This window comes from Pedobacter alpinus (assembly GCF_042684645.1).
Classification (GTDB): Bacteria; Bacteroidota; Bacteroidia; order Sphingobacteriales; family Sphingobacteriaceae; genus Pseudopedobacter; species Pseudopedobacter alpinus.
Genome location: NZ_JBHULV010000013.1, coordinates 1 through 19,917 on the forward strand (window position 1 = coordinate 1; position 19,917 = coordinate 19,917).

General features: G+C 33.1%; 22 protein-coding genes and 1 tRNA gene. 12 read left to right on the plus strand and 11 right to left on the minus strand.

All coding sequences use genetic code 11. The features are described 5' to 3' along the window. Positions 1-224: 224 nt before the first annotated feature. The 9 genes from ACFSSE_RS04515 to rlmN all read right to left on the minus strand — a co-directional run bounded on the left by ACFSSE_RS04515 (position 225) and on the right by rlmN (position 7,506). The gene (locus tag ACFSSE_RS04515; protein ID WP_379041682.1) at positions 225-524 is read right to left on the minus strand and encodes a phage integrase SAM-like domain-containing protein; all 300 of its coding nucleotides are present in this window, start codon (positions 522-524) and stop codon (positions 225-227) included. Continuing rightward, on the minus strand, positions 505-786 hold the full coding sequence (locus ACFSSE_RS04520; protein ID WP_379041684.1) for an Arm DNA-binding domain-containing protein: 282 nt from the start codon (positions 784-786) through the stop codon (positions 505-507). The genes ACFSSE_RS04515 and ACFSSE_RS04520 overlap by 20 nt, the downstream gene beginning before the upstream one ends. A 249-nt stretch (positions 787-1,035) precedes the next feature. After that, positions 1,036-1,112 (minus strand) — tRNA-Asp (locus ACFSSE_RS04525). Positions 1,113-1,188: 76 nt separating this feature from the next. Beyond that, positions 1,189-2,262, minus strand: a complete 1,074-nt coding sequence (gene prfA / locus ACFSSE_RS04530) for a peptide chain release factor 1 (protein WP_379041686.1) — start codon at positions 2,260-2,262, stop codon at positions 1,189-1,191. A 154-nt stretch (positions 2,263-2,416) separates the two neighbouring features. Further along, positions 2,417-3,262, minus strand: a complete 846-nt coding sequence (locus ACFSSE_RS04535) for a hypothetical protein (RefSeq protein WP_379041688.1) — start codon at positions 3,260-3,262, stop codon at positions 2,417-2,419. After that, on the minus strand, positions 3,255-4,025 hold the full coding sequence (locus tag ACFSSE_RS04540; protein WP_379041690.1) for a UDP-2,3-diacylglucosamine diphosphatase: 771 nt from the start codon (positions 4,023-4,025) through the stop codon (positions 3,255-3,257). The genes ACFSSE_RS04535 and ACFSSE_RS04540 overlap by 8 nt, the downstream gene beginning before the upstream one ends. Before the next feature lie 329 nt (positions 4,026-4,354). Then, the gene (locus ACFSSE_RS04545) at positions 4,355-5,734 is read right to left on the minus strand and encodes a hypothetical protein (protein WP_379041692.1); all 1,380 of its coding nucleotides are present in this window, start codon (positions 5,732-5,734) and stop codon (positions 4,355-4,357) included. A gap of 24 nt (positions 5,735-5,758) precedes the next feature. Then, positions 5,759-6,454, minus strand: coding sequence for a ComF family protein (locus ACFSSE_RS04550; RefSeq protein WP_379041694.1), 696 nt, complete (start codon positions 6,452-6,454; stop codon positions 5,759-5,761). 2 nt (positions 6,455-6,456) lie between these two features. Beyond that, positions 6,457-7,506: a 23S rRNA (adenine(2503)-C(2))-methyltransferase RlmN gene (gene rlmN / locus ACFSSE_RS04555; RefSeq protein WP_379041696.1), complete on the minus strand. Its 1,050-nt coding sequence runs from the start codon at positions 7,504-7,506 to the stop codon at positions 6,457-6,459. A gap of 199 nt (positions 7,507-7,705) precedes the next feature. On the opposite strand from rlmN, the gene ACFSSE_RS04560 reads away from it, so the two are divergent. The 12 genes from ACFSSE_RS04560 (at position 7,706) to ACFSSE_RS04615 (ending at position 18,312) form a co-directional block, all read left to right on the plus strand. Continuing rightward, entirely contained in the window at positions 7,706-8,869 is a 1,164-nt protein-coding gene (locus tag ACFSSE_RS04560) for an amidohydrolase family protein (RefSeq protein ID WP_379041698.1), read from the plus strand. A 7-nt stretch (positions 8,870-8,876) separates the two neighbouring features. Beyond that, positions 8,877-9,821, plus strand: coding sequence for an NAD(P)H-dependent flavin oxidoreductase (locus ACFSSE_RS04565; RefSeq protein WP_379041700.1), 945 nt, complete (start codon positions 8,877-8,879; stop codon positions 9,819-9,821). Positions 9,822-9,878: 57 nt separating this feature from the next. Continuing rightward, positions 9,879-10,151, plus strand: a complete 273-nt coding sequence (locus tag ACFSSE_RS04570; protein ID WP_379041702.1) for an acylphosphatase — start codon at positions 9,879-9,881, stop codon at positions 10,149-10,151. 1 nt (position 10,152) lies between these two features. Continuing rightward, positions 10,153-11,637 (plus strand): lipopolysaccharide biosynthesis protein, encoded by a 1,485-nt coding sequence (locus ACFSSE_RS04575; RefSeq protein ID WP_379041704.1) that lies wholly within the window; start codon positions 10,153-10,155, stop codon positions 11,635-11,637. Continuing rightward, entirely contained in the window at positions 11,634-12,068 is a 435-nt protein-coding gene (gene dut, locus ACFSSE_RS04580) for a dUTP diphosphatase (RefSeq protein ID WP_379041706.1), read from the plus strand. The genes ACFSSE_RS04575 and dut overlap by 4 nt, the downstream gene beginning before the upstream one ends. Positions 12,069-12,159: 91 nt before the next feature. Beyond that, positions 12,160-12,516 carry a type II toxin-antitoxin system RelE/ParE family toxin gene (locus tag ACFSSE_RS04585; RefSeq protein ID WP_379041708.1) on the plus strand — a complete coding sequence of 119 codons (357 nt, stop codon included), beginning with the start codon at positions 12,160-12,162 and terminating at the stop codon, positions 12,514-12,516. Continuing rightward, the gene (locus tag ACFSSE_RS04590) at positions 12,500-12,802 is read left to right on the plus strand and encodes a helix-turn-helix domain-containing protein (RefSeq protein WP_379041710.1); all 303 of its coding nucleotides are present in this window, start codon (positions 12,500-12,502) and stop codon (positions 12,800-12,802) included. The genes ACFSSE_RS04585 and ACFSSE_RS04590 overlap by 17 nt, the downstream gene beginning before the upstream one ends. Before the next feature lie 56 nt (positions 12,803-12,858). Further along, entirely contained in the window at positions 12,859-14,595 is a 1,737-nt protein-coding gene (locus tag ACFSSE_RS04595) for a tetratricopeptide repeat protein (RefSeq protein WP_379041712.1), read from the plus strand. After that, on the plus strand, positions 14,573-15,361 hold the full coding sequence (locus ACFSSE_RS04600) for a DUF4292 domain-containing protein (RefSeq protein WP_379041714.1): 789 nt from the start codon (positions 14,573-14,575) through the stop codon (positions 15,359-15,361). The genes ACFSSE_RS04595 and ACFSSE_RS04600 overlap by 23 nt, the downstream gene beginning before the upstream one ends. 97 nt (positions 15,362-15,458) lie before the next feature. After that, on the plus strand, positions 15,459-16,625 hold the full coding sequence (locus tag ACFSSE_RS04605; RefSeq protein ID WP_379041716.1) for a murein hydrolase activator EnvC family protein: 1,167 nt from the start codon (positions 15,459-15,461) through the stop codon (positions 16,623-16,625). A 152-nt stretch (positions 16,626-16,777) separates the two neighbouring features. Further along, complete coding sequence (locus tag ACFSSE_RS04610; protein WP_379041717.1) at positions 16,778-17,305, plus strand: histidine phosphatase family protein; 528 nt, start codon at positions 16,778-16,780, stop codon at positions 17,303-17,305. Then, positions 17,305-18,312 (plus strand): aminotransferase class I/II-fold pyridoxal phosphate-dependent enzyme, encoded by a 1,008-nt coding sequence (locus ACFSSE_RS04615; RefSeq protein ID WP_379041719.1) that lies wholly within the window; start codon positions 17,305-17,307, stop codon positions 18,310-18,312. The genes ACFSSE_RS04610 and ACFSSE_RS04615 overlap by 1 nt, the downstream gene beginning before the upstream one ends. Here ACFSSE_RS04615 and ACFSSE_RS04620 read toward each other — a convergent pair. After that, positions 18,307-18,981, minus strand: coding sequence for a M15 family metallopeptidase (locus ACFSSE_RS04620; RefSeq protein WP_379041721.1), 675 nt, complete (start codon positions 18,979-18,981; stop codon positions 18,307-18,309). The two genes, ACFSSE_RS04615 and ACFSSE_RS04620, sit on opposite strands and share 6 nt — an antisense overlap. Continuing rightward, on the minus strand, positions 18,982-19,911 hold the full coding sequence (locus tag ACFSSE_RS04625) for a YihY/virulence factor BrkB family protein (protein ID WP_379041723.1): 930 nt from the start codon (positions 19,909-19,911) through the stop codon (positions 18,982-18,984). It abuts the gene before it with no gap. Positions 19,912-19,917 lie beyond the last annotated feature (6 nt).

Below are 19,917 nucleotides of genomic sequence, written 5' to 3' on the forward strand. Positions count from 1 at the left end.
GTTTCGCAACTCAAAATTAGAATTATACAGGCCTTTTTTGTATATTATTTGTTCGGACAGTTATGAATTGAAAAATGTTTCTCAGCAATATTTGTTAAATCATCTTTAGTTAAAACCACTCAATGCACTTTCGTTGTTTTAGGCTTATAGTTAATATAGGGATCAACAGTTAACCACCCATTACCCAAACAAATGCGAACAATCTTTCCTAAGTTTTTAATGTATTAAATTGCTGAGTTGTTTGCGCATTTGCGAACACTCCTCAAATAATATTCAAATTCATTCAAAAACTCAAAGTTGATTTTGCTTACAGCAAGATCAGAAATGTTGTATTTCCAATCCATAAAATCACGGGTATGCATTAATGCAGTTTCATAACGTTGAAGAGTGCTTTTCTCAAACTCTTGACCAACAAGAACTCGCATTTTTTCATTGTGATCTGTAAAGACTTCTAGTAATGTTCTAGTCTTGCCAACCTTTCCTGTAAATCTATTTTTTAATGTTTCAATAAATAGTAACTTCATCGCCAGATTCAGTCATTTGCCTGTGAAGATCAAGAATCTTGTTTTGAGTATCGTCTAAAAAGGAGTTTAATTGCTTGATATCCTCTTTAGTGCCTTTAGCTCTTCCCGCTTGTGAATTCCATTTGTTTGGTTCACATTGTCTGCTCATAGCAATTTTACAACGTTGACTGTCAACCTTAATCCGTAAATAAACTGGAAATGGATCTGATTTGTAATTTTTTGGCTTTCTAGTGCGGAAAAGCAAACTGATTGATGTTCTCATGATAATAAATGATTAATAGGTGAAACAATATAATTATTCCATCATTTGAAATCAAGATGTTTAGCGACTGAACAGGTTGCAAATCAGTGATTTGCAGTACAATTCGGGAGTACTTTTAATACCTTTAAAATGACTCCCGAATTACTCCCTTTTTCTTTGTGAAAATTTGAATAATTTGGTATGCCCATAAAACAAAAAAGCCTTCAAATCATATGATTTGAAGGCTTTTGCACATTTTGATAATGTATTTGGCGGAATGGACGGGACTCGAACCCGCGACCTCCTGCGTGACAGGCAGGCATTCTAACCAGCTGAACTACCACTCCGTTAGCCCGTTCATTTCTGTTCGGGAGTGCAAATATAGGCAAAAGAACAGCAGTTCAAAATTTATTTTAAAATAAATTATTCGATGCTCCCTTCTTTCAATTTTTCTGCATTTTCTGCAAAAGCTAAAGCCTCTAAAATTTCTGTTAAATCGCCGTTCATAACTGCCGGTAAGTTATAGGTAGTTAAACCAATACGGTGTTCAGTAACCCTACCTTGTGGATAATTATAAGTTCTAATTTTGGCAGAACGGTCACCAGTAGAAACCATCGTTTTACGCTTACTTGCAATAGCTTCATTATGTTTAGCCAATTCTCTTTCATATAAACGACTACGCAACATCTCCATAGCTCTTTCTCTGTTACCTAATTGCGAACGCTCTATTTGGCAAACTACCACAATACCCGATGGTCTGTGGGTTAATTGCACCTTAGTTTCTACTTTGTTTACGTTTTGTCCACCCGCACCACCAGATCTTGATGTTTGCAAATCAACATCAGCAGGATTAATGTAAACATCCACATCTTCAGCTTCTGGCATAACCGCTACCGTTGCGGCAGATGTATGGACTCTTCCTTGTGTTTCAGTATCTGGTACACGTTGTACACGGTGCACACCCGACTCATATTTTAAAACACCATAAACATCCTCACCAATTACTTTAAAAATAACCTCTTTGTATCCTCCGTTTGTACCCTCTGTAACCTCTAAAGTTTCGCAACGCCAACCTCTGTTCTCGCAATACCGTACATACATGCGGTATAAATCGCCAGCAAAAATTGCAGCTTCATCACCACCAGTTCCGCCTCTAATCTCTACAATCGAATCTTTTTCGTCACCTTCCTCTTTCGGAATCAACATCAAACGGATTTTTGCTTCCAATTCTTCTTTCTGAGGAATCAAAACATCTAACTCCTCTTTAGCCATCTCTCTAAACTCCTGATCCTTCTCATTAGCTAAAATATCCTTATTACTTTCAATATTACTAACCACATCTCTGTAAATAAAATATTGGTCAACAATTAAACCTAAATCTTTATACTCTTTACTTAATTGCGCAAATCGTTTCATGTCCTGTGTTACTTCCGGACTGCTTAACGATATCTCAACATCATCCCTACGTTGCTTAATAGCTTCTAATTTATCTAACATATTATTTTTTGAAAATGTGCCAGCAAAAAAAACTGGCAGGTTCTGTGTTCTTGGGTTAATGCAGTCCTGCTATCCGTTTATACTACACAGGCCTTAATCACGAGGCCGGTATCCACTGCTATCAGGTTTATAAACTCAGGGAAATGCAAAAAACTCAATTTTTTTTAACAGCCCACAAAGTTAAATCTTTTTCTGTTAAAACTATAAGCCTGTTAAACCTAAGAATAGCTTTCTTAAATACAGTTTCGTTGGGCAATGCAATGGTCCTTTGTTTAAAAGTAAGGTAATTGTAGGCCAGCAAACTATTGTTTTGGGTAAAATAGATTTCATTATCTAAAACCGTAAAATCGTTTTTAGGGTAAACTACGGCTGTTTTTATGAAATTTCCATAACGGTCAAATATTCTAACACCCGCTGTGGTATCGTTAATATAAATTTGGGAATCATCAGTAAGCATAAAATTTGCATGCATATCAAACCCATTTCTTTGGTAAATATTGCCTGTTTTTATATCATCTAAAAAGGAATTACTTACCCTACGCAATTCGCGGTTTATTTGGTCGTAAACCCAATAACCGTTATTATTTGCAGATGCTATTAAGGTAATTTGCACATCCGGATTATTGTTATAATTAAATTTAGCAATCTCACTTAAATTATTATTCAATACCACAATTTGCTGAAAGTCTGCATAATATAAAATAACTCTTAATGGGTCAGTAACATCAAGCTGACTTATTTCTCCGTAAGTTCTATTGCTATAGTTCCACAATAATTTGCCACTCGTATTAAATTTTAGCAGCTCATTTTGTGGTGTTACTACAAATAAATTCCCAAAATTATCTACACTGGCTAGTTTAGCAACAGTATCTATTTTAGTAATTAAAGTATATTCTTGAGCTAAAACGTTTTTATTAAAACCAAAAAAACACAATAAAACAATTAAACCGCAAATGCCGGTTAAGTGAAATTGTTTTAGGTAAGTTTTATAATTAATCATGTATGGGTTTGTTGGTTTCAAAGTCCAATAGTTTAATACTTATTCCGTCAAAAACGGCATAGGTTGTAAAATTAACCCATTCTCCTAAATTAATGTATTGTGCTTTTTCTATTGGCAAAGTTACGGGGAAATGCCTGTGTCCCAAAATTAAATAATCTACATCCCCATATTGGTCTTTTAGTTGTTGGTAATAATTAGCTACCCAATCTTTTTCCCGGTCAATATGTAGGTAGGTTTCTTTTTTATTGTTGGCTAATCTGCTTTTTTGGCTCCAATAATTGGCAATACCTATTCCTAAATTTGGGTGTAAACGGGCAAATAACCATTGGCAAAAACTGCTTCTAAAAAAATTCTTTAAAATTTTATAAGCATCATCACCTTTTCCTAATCCATCGCCGTGGTGTAAGAAAAAACGTTTACCGTTCAATTCTAAAATAAGTTCATCGCTAACTATGGTGGCATTTAATTCTTTTTCAAAATAATCGAATACCCACATATCATGATTGCCTTTAAAAAAGTATATTTTAGTGCCTGCGTCACTCAGTTCGGCTAATTTGCCCAACAAGCGTACATAACCTTTCGGGATAACGGTGCTGTATTCAAACCAAAAATCAAATACATCACCCATTAAAAACACAGCAGCGGCATCTTCCTTTATATAGTTTAGCCAAGCAACCAATTTTGCTTCTCTTTCTCGGCTACTTTTGTAAGATGGTGCGCCCAAATGGAAATCAGAAGCGAAATAATAGTTTGTTTTATCCATTTGTTGTAAATATCTCCAAAATTATCAAATTATTTCTGATTAGTGTGAGCTGGTTTTAACCACGTAGGAAACGGAGGATTTTCACAAAGGGTACAAAGTTTTTTTAATAATGAGGAAAATTTTTAACCAAGGATGACGCAAAGATCACAGAGTTGGGTTGAAATAAATTTTTTATTTGCGCACATCTTCTTTTTGAAAAACCTCTGTTAACTTTGGGTTTAAACAAAAAAGAAAAAGCGAAGCTTTTTACAAAACTCCGCTCTTTCTAATCTAAATTAACGCTCTCGAAGGTTTTTACGTAAGCATTTAAACAAAAGTTACATTTATTTTCACTTTTCGTAACAGCCTAAAGAAGAAGGGAATACTCTATCTTTTTGTAAAAAGTCTTTATTTAAAAAAGTGGTAAAATATGGGTTGTTACTCAAATCTTTTCCTTTATCATGTGCTGGGCTGTTGCTCACCAATTCATAATTTTCTCTTCGGGTATTTAAAAAAAATGGGTCTGTATTGTAAATATTAGTACTACCTAAAGTTTGTGCATCTGTTTTTATCAAATTATTCTGAAAATCTTGAACAAATACACCATTTCCTTTTTTATCGAAATCTAATTCTTTGGTTAAGCTACCAAAAATGATGTTATTGACGAATTGAGTTTTTAAATCCTTTGTTTTAGTAGCGTTGCTGTTTAAATTATCTGTAAAATAAACTGAAGGTGTTCTGCGTGGAAAGTTAAAATTATAATTTGCCAAAGTGTTCTGGAAAAAATTATAATCGCCACCATAAAAACCAGCAATTAAATATTGTCCGCAGTTATACATTAAATTATTAAGACCTGTAACGCTTGCATTATAACCTAAAATACCAGCAACTTCATGGTTTTTAATAATGCAGTTGGTTAATAGAAGTTTAGGGCTTGCATTGCTGCTTAGTGAATCTACCCTAATACCTGCTAAGGCATTCTTTACGGTGCAATAATTTAAAGCATTATTGATGCTTGTTTTTAACAATTGAATGCCTTCCCATTGTCCTGGTTCATCATCATAAATACGTTCTAACCTATCGCTGCTAAAGGTAATGCTATCTGCCAAAGTTCCATTAGCACTTAAAGTTCCAGAAACCAGTAGTTTTGCCTCTTTATGAAAGTATAACCTTGCACCAGCTTCAACATTTAAGGTGACGTTTTCATTCACAGTAACAAAATCATAAATTATATAAGGCTTGCCTTTTGTGAAAGTGGTATTACTGCTTATAATGGCTTTAATTAAATAAGTAGCATTTTGCCCAAAAGCAGCTAAAGGAATTTTTTCTTGATTGCCATTTAAATTAATCTGAATTTCATCTTCCACTAAAAACGGGGTGGCAGCATTTGTAGGGTCTATAAATGCTTTTACAAAAACATAAATAGAATCATTAGCTCTAATTTTGATATTTTTTAATTCGGTTGTAGCCTGCCCATTTATGTTTATTTTAAATGCCGATGCAGCACCCCCCATTAATTTTATATCAGAAATTATAACACTTTTATCATTATAATTAAACACCTTTAAGGTACGCATGGTGGTACCTTTACTGGTGAAAACCGTATCGAATAACAAAGAATCTGTCGAAAATTGAAGCTGAGCATTTGCGCTGTAATCTACAGCGTCTTCTTTTCTACAAGCTAAAAAAGCAAAAGTTAAAAAAAAGGCGAAAAGAATATTTTTACTCATGATGGCAAATATGCTTTATTTAATTTATTCTGTGTAGGCAATGCCTATTATATTTATTTGTGTTATGCCTACATCTTGCAGGGCAATAATACAAGCTTCTAAAGTTGCACCAGTGGTGATGGTATCGTCAACTAAAAGTACATTATTTAGTTCAATAGTTTGAGTATTGGCTTTAAACACCTTTTCCATGTTATCAAACCTATGGCTTCTGCTTTGCATGGTTTGACTGTCTTTTTGAGATTCTCTGTATAAAATACCAGACAAAACAGGAATACCTAAAACCTCCGATAATCCATTAGCAAAAGTTTCGCTTTGGTTATATCCTCTTTTCTTTAATTTAGACGGATGCAGTGGAACCGGAATAATGGCTTCTGCTTGCTGATAAAGTTGATTTTTCTTAAGTTCTTCTCCGTACATTTTACCTAAAGCAACGCCTAATTGTGGCTGTTTGTTGTATTTAAGCTGGTGCATGATGTTTTGCACCTTGCCACCTTTAGTAAAATACAAGTACGCAATTGCAGATGCTACTTTAACCCTACCCCAAAATTGTTTGGCTAATTTGTTATCTGGCTGTAAATGAAAATTTGTATAAGGTAATTGATGAATGCAAGTGGTACAAAAATGAGTTTCGCTTTGCGCTAAAGAAGTGCCACAAGCATGGCATATTTTCGGAAAAACAAGCGATGCAAAATCACTGATATATCTTCCAATGCTGTTCAAAATTAAGCCCCTTCTTTAACCGCTAATTGGCCACAAGCTGCATCAATATCTTTTCCCCTACTTCTTCTAATTACTGTGTTGATGCCTTGTTTTTTCAAATAATTTGCGAAAATATCTAGTTTATCTTCTGTTGCATTGGTAAAATCAGCAAAAGAAATTGGGTTATATTCAATGATGTTTACTTTGCAAGGGACATGTTTACAAAACTTAGCTAAATCTATCGCATCTTGTAAATTATCGTTAAAATCATTAAAAACAATATACTCATAAGTAACCGGGTTTTTGGTTTTCGAGTAGTAATATTTCAAAGCCTCAGCCAAAGCTTCTAAAGTATTTTGCTCGTTAATGGGCATAATTTCATCTCGCTTTTTATCATCAGCTGCATGTAGAGATAATGCCAAATTGAATTTCACTTCGTCATCGCCTAGTTTTTTAATCATTTTGGCAATTCCCGCAGTTGAAACTGTTATTCTTTTATAAGACATGTTTAAGCCATCTTCGGCAGTAATCCTATCGATAGATTTTAAAACATGAGCATAATTTAAAAGCGGTTCGCCCATACCCATATAAACAATGTTGGAAAGCGGGATTCCGTACTTTTCTATAGCTTGTTGGTTAATTAAAACCACTTGGTCATAAATTTCATCGGCATTTACGTTGCGCTTCCGCTCCATATAACCTGTTGCGCAAAACTTACAAGTTAAACTACAACCTACTTGTGAAGAAACGCAGGCAGTCATACGTTCTGAAGTTGGAATTAAAACCCCTTCAATTAAATGTGTATCATGCAGTTTAAAAGTGTTTTTAATGGTTCTATCTGCGCTAATTTGTGTGCTGTTAATTTTAACCGCATTTATTACAAAATTCAAATCTAATTGCTCTCTTAAAGATTTTGATAAATTGCTCATCTCCTCAAAAGTTCTTGCAGATTTTTGCCAAAGCCACTCGTAAACCTGATTAGCCCTAAAAGCTTTTTCTCCCATTTGGGTAAAAACTTCTTTTAGTTGAGGTAGCGATAATGCTCTTATGTCTTTCTTTTGCAGATTTTCCATTATGGGTTCAAAATTAACATTTTATAAACGGATTAGACGAAAGGTGCTGTTTTTTTAATTGAAAATGTGAAGTTTGGAAACTCTAATACTTTATAAAAATTGTTATTACAACTTTTTCCTATTACATTTAATTCAAAAATATTTTATTTCTATTTTCAGTTACATAGTTTAATTAAGTTCTTATAATATAGTGCAAAATATGCGAAAGTTTAGTGCAGACTTGATTTACACCCTAGAAGGTGACCCTATACCTAACGGGATTATAGTGACTGATGATAATGGAAAAATTTTAGCCATATCACAAGAAAAAGCATCTTTTGACCCAAACATTGAACGTTTTAAAGGAGTTATCGTTCCTGGTTTTATTAACGCACATTGCCATTTAGAACTTTCACACCTAAAAGGAAAAATAGATAAACACACAGGCTTAATTAATTTTATTAAAGCAGTCATCTTTCAGCGAGCCACCCCAGAAGATAAAATCATTGCAGCAATGCAAGCCGCAGATGAAGCCATGTGGAATGATGGGATTGTAGCTGTTGGCGATATTTCAAACCTTAGCATTTCAGCATATATTAAAGAAAAAAGTAAAATACGTTACCATACTTTTATTGAAATGTTGGGTTTTGAAGCCAATAAAGCATCAGAAATTATTGAAAAAGCAAAACTCACTCAAAAATGTTTTAACACGCCAAGCTCTTTAACAGTACATGCACCCTATTCAGTCTCTAAAGAATTGGTAAAACAATTAGCTGCCTATAGTAAAGGTATTTATAACCCAATTACCATACATAACCAAGAATGTTTTGAAGAAGATGATTTATATAAACGCCGTGAAGGTGCTTTTTTACAATTTTATAAAGACTTAAATATCAATACAGAAACATTTACTATACAAGCAAAAAGTTCCTTACAGGCAATGCTATCTGTTATGCCAAAAAAACAAAACATTTTATTTGTTCATAATACTTATACCTGCTTAAAAGACGTTTTTTTCACCAAAAGATTTGAACAGCTTGTTTATTGGTGTTTTTGCCCAAATGCTAACTTATACATAGAAAATAAGCTGCCAGAATTTGATTTTTTTAAATATACAGAACACCCAATAACCATTGGTACGGATAGTTTGGCATCCAACGATAGCTTATCTATTTTAGACGAGATGAAAGTTTTGCAAAAACACATTCCTTACTTATCATTAAATGATTTACTTAAATGGGCTTGTATCAATGGTGCAAAATATTTAGGGTTTGATGACGATTTAGGAAGTATGGCTATTGGCAAAACACCAGGTTTAAACCTACTAATCAATTTAGATAATGGTAAAATTGGTGAAGAAACTCAGGTAAAAAAGTTAATATAATCCCAAAATGAACAGAATTTGCGAACTTTTTAGTATCAAATACCCAATTGTACAAGCCGGTATGGTTTGGTGTAGCGGTTGGGAATTAGCCTCGGCGGTTTCAAACGCTGGCGGTTTAGGAATTATTGGTGCTGGGTCAATGTATCCAGAGGTGCTTCTAAAACATATCCAAAAAACAAAAGCAAATACCAATTTCCCTTTTGCAGTTAATTTACCTTTATTGTACCCCTCAATAGATGAGCATATCGCAATTATTATTGCAGAAAAAGTGCCTATTGTTTTTACATCGGCTGGTAACCCTGCATTGTGGACTAACACATTAAAGCAAGCTGGTATAATTGTGGTTCATGTAGTTGCAAACACAAAATTTGCGCTAAAAGCCATTGACGCAGGGGTTGATGCCATTGTTGCCGAAGGTTTTGAAGCCGGCGGACATAATGGTAAAGAGGAAACCACTACCTTATGTTTAATTCCTAAAATTGTGGAGGCAGTTAAAATTCCGGTGATTGCTGCTGGAGGAATAGCGTCTGGTAAAAGTATGTTAGCTGCTTTTGCTTTAGGGGCAGAGGCCGTACAAATAGGCAGTCGGTTTGCGGCTTCGGTAGAATCATCGGCACATCAAAATTTTAAAAATGCCATTATTGAGGCAAAAGAAGGGGCTACAAAACTCAGCATGAAAAAACTAACACCAGTGCGCTTATTAAATAATAATTTTGCCCAAACTATTTACACTGCCGAAGAAAACGGAGCAAGCAAAGAAGAACTCTCCAAATTATTAGGAAAAGGACGAGCAAAAGCGGGTATGTTTGAAGGCGATATGCAAAACGGAGAGTTAGAAATTGGACAAGTAGCGGCAAATTTTGATGCTATTTTACCAGCTTCAGAAATTTTAAACGAAATTTGGAAAGAATTTTTAGCAGAAAAGGAAAAGTTGCAAAGGCTAAAGTTTTAGAAATAATTTTAAAACAGCCAGCACTCCTTTTAACTTTCTAATTTAACTTAAAACAGAATGAAAACATTAGAAATAACGGTGACGGGCAGGGTACAAAGGGTGTTTTTTAGAGCATCTACCAAAGCCGTTGCCGACCAAATGGGTATAAAAGGTTTTGCAAAAAACCAAACAGATGGTTCTGTATTGATACATGCAGAAGGAGAAGAAATGTTTTTAGAAGATTTTATAGACTGGTGCAAATACGGCCCAGATGATGCCCGTGTAGATGATATTAAGATTGAGGAGATAGAAATGAAAAACTATCGTAATTTTGATGTTTTAAAGAAATAATTTGTCGACAATAAAAAAATTTGCGAGCCAAACTGCGCTATACGGTATTGCTACCGTAGCTTCGCGTATTTTAAATTTCTTTTTAACACCAATTTACACTCGTGTTTTTGATAAAAAGGTGTACGGTGTTTTTACCGAAATGTATAGTTACGCGTCCATTTTAAACGCACTATTATCTTTTGGGATGGAAACTACCTTTTTTAGATATATTAATAAAAAAGGAGACCAAAAAGAAGCTGTTTATGCCAATACATTTATTGTTGTTTTATGCACATCAGCAATATTTTTAGCTACAACACTTATTTTTATTGATCCTATTGCCGCTTGGGTGCAAGACGAAAGGCTTGTTAGCGTTGCAGAATATAAAACCTACATCAAGTTTTTTGTTTTTATTTTGGTAATTGATGCGATTAGCGTTGTCCCTTTTGCAAAAGTTAGGGCCGATGGAAGGCCGGGAAGATATTCTCTAATTAAACTGATCAACGTTTTAACATTTATTGGTTTAAACCTCTTCTTTATTTTTGTAATCCCTTACATTATCAAAAACCAAAGCTTTGGCGCAGCTTATTTTCAAGAATGGTACAGAAATAATTGGATTGGTTATGTTTTTGTTGCCAATTTAATAGCTAGTTTATTAACACTTTTTTTATTAATTCCCGAATTATTGCAGCTTAAATTAAAGCTTCATAAAGATTTAGCTTTAGAAATGTTTACTTACAGTTGGCCAGTTTTGGTAGCTAACTTATCATTCATCATTAATGAAAATGTTGATAAAATTTTCTTAAGTCATTTATTACCTGCAAACATTAGCAATGCACAAGTTGGTATTTATGGTGCTTGTAGTAAAATAGCTATTTTCTTGAGTATATTTATTATGGCTTTTAGGCTAGGTGCCGAGCCATTTTTTTTCTCTTATGCAAAAAATGAAAATGCAGGTAAAACCTATGCTTTTATTATGGATTACTTTGTGTTGGCCATCAGCTTAATATTTGTGGGTGTAGTAGCAAACATTGAGTTGCTCAAAAACTTCATTGCTCCAGAATATTGGGTAGGTTTAGATGTAGTACCAATATTATTATTTGGCTATGTAAGTTTAGGTATTTACATGAATTTATCAATCTGGTATAAACTATCAGACCAAACAAAATATGGTTTGTATATTTCAGGTATTGGTGCTTTGGTTACCATAGTTTTAAACCTGCTATTTATACCAAAATATGGTTTTATGGCATCGGCATGGGTTTCTTTAACCGCCTACACCAGTATGATGATTTTATCGTACATTTTAGGACAAAAAAATTACGCTATACCATATCATCTTAAAAGAAATGTTGCCTATTTAATGGCTTCAATTATTTTAGTTTGGCTTTCTTACATTTATTTTAACAAAAGTTTGATAATAGGAAACATCCTTTTTGTGGGATTTGGCTTGGTTATTTTATATCTTGAGCGCTCTCAAATAAAAAAAATACTTTCGAGTTTATGAAAATAAATATCATCAACAAATCAAAACACACATTACCCAATTACGAAACCGGGGCATCTGCCGGTATGGATTTAAGAGCTAATTTGGATACCCCAATTACCTTGCAACCATTAGAAAGACAGCTGATAGCTACAGGTTTATTTATTGAGTTACCAATTGGTTTTGAAGCACAAATTCGTCCGCGTAGTGGTTTGGCTTACAAATTTGGGATTAGTATTGTAAACTCGCCGGGTACGATAGATGCTGATTATCGTGGAGAAATAAAAGTGCTTTTGGTAAATTTATCTAATGCTATTTTTAAGATTAACGATGGCGATAGAATTGCACAAATGGTAATTGCAAAGCATGAAAAAGCCGAATGGATGGAAGTTGAAGAATTAAGCAGTACAGAAAGAGGTGCTGGCGGTTACGGACATACAGGTGTGAAATAGGTTATTTTACCCAACCGCATTTAAATTGTACTTCCCAAAAATATTATCACTTTTATTTAAACAATGTTCCATTATTCGTTAACTTTGATAAATGGAGGTAATTAGAGAAATTGTCTTTTATAAAGATTACTTTGAAAACTTTTTTGAAAGCTTAACTGAAAAAGCAAAACACAAGATTGACGAAGTCTTTTTTATGATGACAATTTTAGAACGAGTCCCTAAAAAATTTTTCAAGAGTATTGTTGGTGTTAAAGGACTTTTTGAGATTAGAGTTGAATATGAAAGTAATATTTATAGAATATTTTGCTGTTTTGACAAAGGAAATTTAGTGGTTTTATTTAACGGATTTCAAAAGAAAACTCAAAAAACACCTCTTAAAGAATTGAATAAAGCAGAGAAAATAATGGAGGAATATTTTAAAGAAAAAAACAATGGAATTAGAAAATAAAAATATAAAAACTTTTGGAGCACATCTTGACAAAAGATACGGAAAAACAGGTACAGAAAAACGAACCGATTTTGAAATTAAAGCCAAATCTTTTGCAATTGGTGAACTCATTAAAGAAGAAAGAAAACTAGCTAATTTAACGCAGGAACAACTTGCAGACAAAATTGGTGCAAAAAAAAGCTTTATTTCACGTATTGAAAACGGGCATAGTGATATTCAGCTTTCTACACTTTATAAACTTATTGAGTTCGGACTTGGAAGAAAAATTAATTTCACAATCCAATAAAAGCAATAACAGATTTTTAATGGTTATTGAAATGCACAATTTGCAATGAAAGCAAAATGACGAAACAAAACATCCTATTTACACTGCTAATTGTGCTTGGCGTTTCGTCTTATGCCCAAAAGAAAAAGAATTCGAGCCAAGAGTTTTTAATTATAGCTGGTAAAGACCTAAGTATTACAGATAGTAACAAGGTATTACAACTTTATTATAATGGTTTAAAAGAAAAAGTGGTGCAAAACCAAGTTTTAGCCATAGAAAGCTTTAATCAAATATTAAAAATTGACCCGCTAAATCATCCTGCTTATTACGAATTAGCACAAATTTATTTTAAGAAAGGCGATTTGGCAAATGCCAGAATTTACGCTCAAAAAGCAGTAACTATAAAAACCGATAACGAATGGTATTGGCTTTTAATGGGTAATATTTATCAGCAACAGCAAGACTATGAATTGCTAAACTATACCTTGGATGAAATTATAAAACTATCGCCAGATAAAGTTGAATATAATTTTGATAAAGCAAACGCTTTATTTATGATGGGTAATACGGATGAAGCACTTTTAATATATAACAACTTAGAAAATAAACTTGGCTTAACAGATGAGGTTTTACAAGGCAGGCAACGCATTTATCTTAAAAAAGGGAATATCAAAAAAGCTGTTGCCGATTTAGAACAACTGATACAAAATAACCCTAGCGAAACAAGATATTATTTATACTTGGGCGATTTATATTATGCTAACCAAATGCCAAATGAAGCTTTAACGGTTTATAATAAAGCAAAAGAATTAGACAGCACCAATCCGTTTACAAGAATGGCCATTGCACAAATTTTAGAAACGCAAAAAAAACCAGAAGAAGCTTACGAAGAAATTAAAATTGCATTTGAACAACCAGATTTTAGCATAGACCAAAAAGTTAAAATGGTTATACAATATTTTGATGCCTTCCCAAACCCTTTAGCGTTAAAAAAGGCAGAAGAACTATCAGAAATTATTACAAAGGCACACCCAAACGACCCAAAATCTTTTTCGCTATATGCTGATGTTCTTTTCCAAAAAGGAGATTTTGCAAATGCCAAAACTGCTTATGAAAAAGCACTTTCTTTAAATAAAAACGTTTTTGCAATTTGGGATCAGTTATTGAGAATACAGCTTTACAGCGGTAACAGTAAAGAATTAATTAAAACTGGAGAAGAAGCCATCAGCTTGTTTCCAAACCAATACAGCCTTTACTTTTATGTAGGCATGGGTTATTTACAAGATAAAAATTACAGCACCGCAGTTGGTTACTTAAACAACACCTTAAATTTTGATATAGAAAGTATAGCACTTAAAGCACAAGTTTATAGCAGCTTAGGCGATGCTTACCAAGGCCAAAAAAAGTTTAAAGAATCTGCGGAAGCTTATGATAGGGCTTTAGCTTTAGAACCAAATAATACTTATGCGCTAAATAATTATGCGTACTATTTATCGTTAAGAGATGAGAATTTAGCAAAGGCAGAAAAAATGTCAATCAAATCTAACCAGTTAGAGAAAGACAATGCTTCTTTTCAGGATACTTACGCTTGGATTCTTTTTAAGCTTAAGAAATATGAAGAAGCTAAAGAATGGATGCAAAAAGCAATTCAAAATAACCCAAATAGCGCTGTGCAATTTGAACATTTAGGGGATATTTTTTATAAACTGGGAGATACCAATAAAGCTTTAGAAAATTGGAATAAAGCTTGGAAAATAGACACCAGCAATCCGCTATTACAAAAGAAAATAAATGAAAAAAAATATTTCGAATAAATATTACCTCTTTATAATTTGCATGTTTTTATTTGCCTGTAAAGCGAAAAAGAAAGCTGTTGAAACTGTAGGAGCAATTAATGATACAGAAATGAGCACTAAAAAAAGTGCGAATTTTAATAAAATAAAAACCCAACAAGCAAACTTTGAAACCTTTACCACCAAAGCTGCTACAGCGCTAAGTATCAAAGGAAAATCTTACGATGTTACCTTAAACATGAGGATAAAAAAAGGAAAGGGAATTTGGGTTTCTGTAACTTATTTTGCTGGTTTAGAAGTTGCCCGAGCTTTAATTACACCAGATAGTGTAAAAGTGATGGATAAAATTAACAACCAATACATTAAAAAATCTTTTAGTTTCATACAAAGTTACACCAATGAACAAATAGATTACCAAACTTTAGAAGCAATTTTGGTTGGCAACTGCATCCCGTTTACTTTAGCAGATAAAAAGAACTTTATTACAGAAAACGGGCAGGATATAATTAAAGGAAAAAATCAACAACTTAATTATAAAGTGAGCTTTAACACAGATTTTAAGCCTTCAGTAACAGAATTATTTACTGTTGATAATGCTAAAAAACTGAACATAAACATCATTAGTTTTGAGAATGTTTTAAACGTTTTACTTCCTAAAAACATCAATATTTCATCAGTTTCAGGTGCGCAAGCTGTTAAGCTAAATATGGAATATACCAAAACACAATTAAACGAACCTGTAGATTTTCCGTTCAATGTGTCTAAAAGATTTTCTGTGATTGACTAAAATAAATACCTTTGCCGTAATGAAGTGTTTCAAAATCATCTGCTTAATTTTCTTTTTGTTTTCCGGCGTTCAGCTATTTGCCCAAACAAGGTCGGAGTTGGAAAGAAGAAAGGCGCAATTAAATAAAGACATAGAGCTTATTAATAGCACTTTATCTAAAACAGCATCTGATAAAAGGGTTACTTTAAAACAGTTAAATGCTTTAAGAACTCAAATTAGGTTAAGGGAAGAAAAAATTAGCACTATAAACTCCGAAATTAGATTGTTAGACGGACAAATTAACGAAAACGTTAATCAGGTGAGGTCGCTTCAATCTCAGTTAACTCAATTAAAATCAGACTATGCAGCCATGATTAGGTTTGCGCAAAAAAATCAAGGCTCGTACAGTAAATTGATGTATATTTTTGCAGCTAATGATTTTAATCAAGCTTACAAAAGGTTAAAGTATTTGCAGCAATTTGGAGAATATCGCCAAAAGCAAGCAAAATATATAGAAGACACTCAGGCAAACATCAAAAACAAAATTTCTACGCTTAATAAAAATAAAAGAGAAAAAGATCATTTATTAGGCGACCAGCAAAAAGAAAAAAACACTTTAGGTACTGCGCAAAGTAAACAAGCCAAAGTAGTTAGCTCGTTAACATCGCAAGAAAAAAAGTTGAAACAAGATTTAGCAAAGAAAAAAAGAGACGCATTACAGTTAGAAAGAGCTATTAAACAAGCTATTGATAGGGAAATTGCATTGGCTAAGAAAAAGGCAGAAGATGAAGCCAGAGCCGCTGCTGCAAAAGCCAAGGCAGAAGGTAAAGTAGCTCCTACTACTAAAACCAGCACTGGTTCTGTTTTAAACTCTACACCAGAGGCAGCTAAATTATCTGCGGATTTTGTGAGCAATAGAGGAAAGTTACCTTGGCCTGTTGCAAATGGCGTTGTTACCGAATATATGGGTGTTAAAAAGATTGGAGGCGTAACAGTTAATGTTGACGGTTGGACCATAAGAACTAATCCAGGTTCTTCTGTACGTTCTGTATTCGACGGCACTGTATCTATTATAACAGATATTGTAGGCTCTACAATGGTTATGATTAAACATGGTGAGTTTTTTACAGTTTATAAAAACTTAAGTTCTGTAAGTGTATCTAAAGGGCAAAAAGTGAGTACTAAGCAAACAATTGGTACTGCGGATGGACAATCAGAGATTGAGTTTCATATTTATAAATCAAAAATAGAACAAGACCCTAAATATTGGTTAACCCCAAATTAGGTGTTTTTTAAAATATTAAACGGTTTTCATTTGGTTGGAAACCGTTTTTTGGTTTATGAGGAATCAAATACGCTGAATTTTAATTTCGGAAATTATCCTAATTTTAATCCTTGTTAAAATATGATTAACCAGTCTAATTTAAACGCAAGTCAATGAAAAAATTATTATACACCATCATCTTCATATTATTTATTTCTAACCTCACTTTTGCCCAAAAGGCAACAAAAATTTGGGTAGTAAGACATGCAGAAAAGCTTACCGATAACCCCAAAGAGAAAGATCCAGATTTAAGTGAAGAAGGAATATTAAGAGCTAAAGACCTAAAAGATTTTTTTAAGGGAGAGCGCTTAACTTTTATTTTCGCTAGCAATTACAAAAGAACTAAACAAACTGCAAGCCCTTTGGCTGATGATAGAAAACTTACTATAAATGGTTATGATGCAGGTAACCAAACAGAATTAATTACTACCGTAAATAACCTAAGTGCAGGAAAAAACATATTAATAGTTGGGCATTCTAATACTGTTTTGAGTATTGTTAGGGCTTTAGGAGCAGAAATTAGCATCAACGAATTAAATGATGACGATTATGATTTCATTTTTGAGATTACAAAAAAAGGTGAGAAAACTACATTAAAAGTAATGCACTTTGGTAAAAATCATCATAGCACAACTCTTTAATGAAACATATTTTAAAACAATCAGGCTATAAACCAGAAGTTGTTGCTCATCAGCAAGATTATTTGTTTTTTGGTGGTACATCGTACTTAGGTTTAAATTACAATCAGCAATATTTAAAAATTTTTAGTGCAGGTTTAATAAAATGGGGCTTAAACAATGGCGCTTCTAGAAATAATAATATCAGCTTATCTATATATGAAGAAGGCGAAAGCTTATTGGCAAGTAATTACAATTTAGAAGCTGCAATTACTTTTAGCAGTGGTTGGCTAGCTGCAACTACTGCTGTACAAATGCTACAAACCAACAGAGAAATTATTTATGTTAACGATGCCCACCCAGCATTAATGGCAACCATACCACAACAAATAATTGATATACGCATCGCTGTTGAAAAAATTAATATGTCTTTGCAAACACAGTTTTTATTGGTAGGTAATTCTGTAAACAACATTCATCCTCGAATTTTCGATTTTACCGCACTCCAAAAAATTAAACCAGACAAAGAAGTTATTTTATTGTTAGACCATTCGCATGGTTTTGGGTATTTAGAAAAAAAGTGGTTAGTACAATTTGAAAACTTGCCTAAAAACATCCGTTTAATATTATGTGGATCTTTAGCAAAAGGACTAAGTTTAGATGCTGGAGTAATTATTGGAGATAAAAAATTGATTGATTTAATTAAACAAAGCCAAGCATTTAACGGGGCATCACCATGTAGTCCGGCAGTTTTACACACTTACCTACATGGTCAAGAAATAATTGCCGCAGCACAAGGTAAACTTCAAAAAAACCTGAATTATTTTTTTAGTAAATGCTCAACAACTAATTATTATTGGATAAAAGATTTCCCTGTTGTATTGATTAAGAATGAAGAAAAAGCATTACAATTACAAAAACAGCAAATTATTTTCACTTCTTTTCCATACCCGCTTGCTAATAGCCCAGTTTTAAACAGATTGGTAATTAGCGCTAATCATATCTTAGCTCAAATAGATAAAGTTTTATAATTTTTCAAAAGGAATATCCATTATTGGATAATTTTCCCAACCTATAAAATCATAATGCCACCATTCGTTTTTAATCACTTTAAAACCATTTTTTTGCATGATGTTTATCAGCAGGTTTCTATTTAACTTTTGCTTTGGGCTAATGTTTTCATAAGTTGGCGATGCTTCTCTGGCAAAACTATCATAAGGGGTAGGCATTTCAAGTTCTGCGCCGGTTTCTAAATTAATAAGCGTTAAATCTACCGCACAACCACGGTTATGGCGGCTGCCAGTTTTAGGGTTAGCTACAAATTCTTTTTTACTTTGTGGCGTAACTTTCCAAAATTTAACGGTTACTGTATAAGGGCGGTAAGCATCAAATATTTTCAGCCCTAAATCTATGCTGTTGAGCTCTTTTTGTACTTGTTTTAAAGCATCAACCACAGGTTTACGGGCAAAAGCTTTGGCCTGTTTATAAACTGCAAACCCTGAGAAATTATTTGTAGTAGCATATTTAATATCTAATTTAATATTGGGAATTTGTTTAGCTATTTCTTGTAATTCTAGCTTGTTGTTGGCTGCAAATGAGGCTTTATATTCGTTATAATCTTTAACAATTACAAGTTCTTGTGCGCTTACAAAAGCGTTAACTAATAATAATATTGTACAAAAAATAAATCTTAAACACATCTAATCTAAATCTACCTTATTTTTATGAGTTTCAACTTCAATGAATTTCATCGCTACAGCGTGTTTTGACGGTTTAATATTATCCTCTCGCACTTTTGCATAAGCCCATGTAAACTCAGCACCAAAAAACAAAATAGCGGCCGAATAATAAACCCAAACAGCCACAATAACTACTGTACCTGCGGCACCATAAATATCGCCAACGGCGGCATATTGTATGTATAAACCAATAATATATTTACCTAGCATAAATAACAATGCTGTAAAAAACGCTCCAGATTTTACTTGTTTCCAAGTAATTTCTACATCAGGCAGCACTTTATAAATAATCGCAAATAAGCTCATTAGTACAATAAAAGTAATTCCTAAATTCAAAATATCAATAAATATCAAGGTGAAATCTGGTAAAAAGCGAGTTAAAGTTGCACTAAAAACCAATACCACGCTATTAATCAATAAAGAAACGATCAAGATAAAGCCTAAAGAGGCTATCATGGATAAAGAAAGCACCCTATTTATAATTAATTTAACCCAACCTTTTTTAGGCACTGCTTTTACTCTCCAGATTTGGTTAATAGAGTCTTGTATTTCTATAAAAACACCCGAAGCACCTATCAATAAAGTAATAACACCTGTTACAATTGCAATATTACTTTTACCAGAAAGTTGTAATTTTTGTAAAGTTTCTTGTATTTGTGTGGCTGCTTCGTTGCCAATAAAATCATTTAATTGCGCAAAAACTTTCCCCTGCAAAGCATCCTGACCGTAAAAAATCCCTCCAATAGATAGTAAAACAATTAACATTGGAGCTAAAGAAAATATGGTATAATAAGCTAAAGAAGCACTTAGTTTTAAACCCCTATCATCCATAAAGGCATTAAAGGTTTCTTTTAAAATTTGAGGATAATCTTTATAAGTTACTTTTTTCATGAACAA